1 protein-coding gene is annotated in these 246 nt (G+C 60.6%); it reads left to right on the top strand.

Going from position 1 to position 246, the window contains the following annotated elements:
* Positions 1–24: 24 nt before the first annotated feature.
* Positions 25–147 carry a zinc-binding dehydrogenase gene (locus tag QP413_RS10120; RefSeq protein WP_284781625.1) on the top strand — a complete coding sequence of 41 codons (123 nt, stop codon included), beginning with the start codon at positions 25–27 and terminating at the stop codon, positions 145–147.
* Positions 148–246: the final 99 nt, after the last annotated feature.

The following is a 246-nucleotide window of genomic DNA, read 5'->3' as shown; positions in this document are numbered from 1 at the left end:
GCCACAGAGGACACCGTTTGGCCAATGCTTGCCGACGGCACCGTCACCCCTCAAATTCATGAGGTCATGGATATGAGCGACGCGGCCAAGGCCCACGAACTGCTCGACAGTGGCGCGGTCAGCGGCAAGATTGTGCTGACCGTCTAGTTAGCTGACCGCCTAGTTAACCGAGCGAGGCAACTGCGCGCACGAGCTGGTCAATATCGTGCGGCGTATTGAACGGCTGGAGGCCGACTCTCACGGCAC

Origin of the sequence: Corynebacterium sp. UMB4614 (genome assembly GCF_030217065.1) — a bacterium.
Taxonomy (GTDB): Bacteria; Actinomycetota; Actinomycetes; order Mycobacteriales; family Mycobacteriaceae; genus Corynebacterium.
The sequence above is the reverse complement of the archived record's forward strand: the minus strand, read 5'-3'. Positions and strand labels throughout refer to the sequence as shown.

Coding starts and splice junctions, on each gene's coding strand:
- QP413_RS10120 (WP_284781625.1), top strand. CDS start 25: ATGCTTGCCGACGGCACCGTCACCCCTCAAATTCATGAGGTCATGGAT.